Below are 2656 nucleotides of genomic sequence, written 5' to 3' on the forward strand. Positions count from 1 at the left end.
TATATATACAAAGAAGGATTTTCCGTTTTTGGGGCTCTCTTGGGACGGAAATACCAATTTTCGCTGCCGAACCCGGCCTGCAGATGTCAGCCCGCAAGAGGGCCATGCGCGGCATGGGCGCCGATCGCCTGCGCTGACGGTAGCGTAACCAGCAGCTTGGCAATTTCCCCCGCGACCGCCTGGGCATGGCGGGCGACTTCCGGCAGACCCATGAGCTCGCCGAAAGTGCCTCGTGCCAGCGGGCCGGCGACCAGGAGTGTCGCAACCGCCTCACCGTCCGAGCCGATTGCGCGGCTGTCGAGACTTGTCTCGATGCCAAGTCCATATTGGTCCGTCCTGATCAAGCCGGCTTCCGCCAGCGAGCTTAGCGCCGGGTTCAGCTGTAATGCCTGCCCATGAGCCGGACCCGTAGTGTTGATGACGGCATCGAAGCGCGTCGTCTCGATCCGTGTCTGCCCGCGCCGTTGAAAGCTGACAGCCAGGCTGCCGTCCTCATCGTTCGACGCGACAAGCCTGGCGGCAATGGTGTCGAATGTGCCGGCCGCATGACGCCGGTCGAGCACCGCCGCCACCTGCGGAGCGATCCTGAAGCGATGCACGTCCCAGAACACGCGCAGCCGGCGGACCAGCCTTGCCCGCTCCGGCGGGGCAAGTGCGGCCCACAGCACCGGCCCCTGCAGGCGCAGTTGGTCGAAGAGCGACTGCCAGTTGACATTGGCCGCTCTCGCAGCTGTCAGCGTCGCGCGAATGGCCCTGAGCACGCCGAGCGCCGTCGTGGCCGGCGCGGATGCAAAATCGCCAAAAGGCTCGCCCCTGACATCGGGGTGTCCGCGCGAGCGTAAGCCGCGGCGCGACAGCGCCAGGATGCGGCCGCGATGGCCACGACGGTCGAGTTCAGCGACCATGTCGGCAGAGGTCAGCCCGGAGCCGACGATCAGCACCGACGCCTCCGGACCAATCCCGGCAAGCGCCGCTGGTGCGTACGGGTCGGCGATGAAACCCGGTGCTTCCGACAGTTGGACCAGCGCGGCTGGAATTGCAGGCTGCGGATGCGTTGCTGCCAGCACGACGATGTCGGAGGCGACCGGTCCGGCAGAGGTGTGCACGGTCCAGCCCGCGCCACTGGCATCGCGCGTCACGCGTATGGCGGAACCTTGAACATGATGGACAACGCCGGAACCGAAATACGGCGCCAGATGCTCGGCGACGTAGCGACCGAACACGCGTCGGCGCGGAAAAGCGTCGCCGTTCTTCCAGATGGCATCCGGGTCGTGTTCGAGTTCTCCGCTGCCAGTCAACCAGCGTGCAAAATGCTGCGGGTCGTCGGGAGCCATGCTCATCCTGGCTGCGGGGACATTGACCCGGTGCGACGGTTCCTCACTGGAATAGGCAAGGCCACCGCCAAGAACCGGCCGTGGCTCGACCACGGAAATGGAAATCCGCTCCGGCCGAGGCATTTGCGCCAGGTGCCACGCCACCGCGGCGCCGGAAAAGCCGCCGCCGATAATGGCGACGTGCAACCGCGAGGACGCAGGAAGCAAGTTCACGAGGCGCTGGCGAGCGACTTCGGCCGGTGGTCGCCGGCGATGGTTTCGCCGAACGGACCGGTGTTGACGGACGAGCCGGCTGCCTTGACCAGATGGTCGGTCGGCAGTTTCGGCAGCACCAGCTCACCGAAGCGATAGGCTTCTTCGAGATGCGGATAGCCGGAAAGGATAAAGGTATCGATGCCGAGGCGCCGGTACTCGTCGATGCGCTCGGCGATCGTGTCGGGATCGCCGACAAGTGCGGTCCCTGCGCCGCCGCGCACCAGGCCGACGCCGGCCCACAGATTGGGCGCGATCTCGAGCTTGGCGCGATTGCCGCCATGCAGTGCGCTCATCCGCGCCTGGCCGACCGAATCCATGCGGGAAAAGACTTTTTGAGCCGAGGCGATCGTCGCGTCGTCGAGCCGGCTGATCAGCCTGTCGGCAGCGGCCCAGGCCTCCTCGGTGGTTTCGCGCGCGATGACATGCAGCCTAATGCCGAAGGAGAGCTTGCGGCCGGCCTTCTGCGCCAGTTCACGCATGCCGTCCAGCTTGCGCTCGACATCGGCTGGCGGCTCTCCCCAGGTCAAATATTTGTCGATCTCCTGCGCCGCCACCACGGACCCAGCGTCGGACGAGCCGCCGAAGTAGAGCGGGGGATAGGGCGTCTGCACCGGCGGAAACAGCAGCCTTCCATCCTCGATGCGGAAATGCTTGCCCTCATGCTCGACCGTCTCGCCGCTCAGCACCCGCTTGTAGATCCGAAGGAATTCCTGCGTCACCTCGTAGCGCTCGGCATGCGATAGAAAAATGCCGTCGCCCTTGTTCTCCAGCGGATCGCCGCCGGTGACGACGTTGATCAGCAGGCGGCCATTGGAGATGCGATCCAGCGTCGCAGTCATGCGCGCGGCCAGCGTTGGCGACTGCAAACCGGGCCGCACGGCGACAAGGAAACGCAAGCGTTCGGTCATCGGCACAAGAGCCGATGCGATCACCCAGGAATCTTCGCACGAGCGGCCGGTCGGCAACAGAACGCCATAGTAGCCGAGCGTGTCGGCCGCCTTCGCCACTTGCGTCAGATACGGCAGATCGACCGATCTGCCGCCCTCGGCCGTGCCAAGATAACGGCT

At 65.4% G+C, this 2656-nt stretch carries 1 protein-coding gene and 1 pseudogene (1 of these 2 cut by a window edge); both read right to left on the reverse strand.

Translation table 11 applies throughout. From position 1 onward, the window contains the following. Positions 1 to 86: 86 nt before the first annotated feature. Positions 87 to 1547 (reverse strand): FAD/NAD(P)-binding protein, encoded by a 1461-nt coding sequence (locus EOC06_RS18070; RefSeq protein ID WP_128308412.1) that lies wholly within the window; start codon positions 1545 to 1547, stop codon positions 87 to 89. Beyond that, positions 1544 to 2656: pseudogene (gene ssuD / locus EOC06_RS18075) on the reverse strand (FMNH2-dependent alkanesulfonate monooxygenase); it runs 74 nt beyond the window's last position. The gene EOC06_RS18070 and the pseudogene ssuD overlap by 4 nt, the downstream one beginning before the upstream one ends.

This window comes from Mesorhizobium sp. M7A.F.Ca.MR.362.00.0.0 (genome assembly GCF_004023175.1).
GTDB lineage: Bacteria > Pseudomonadota > Alphaproteobacteria > Rhizobiales > Rhizobiaceae > Mesorhizobium.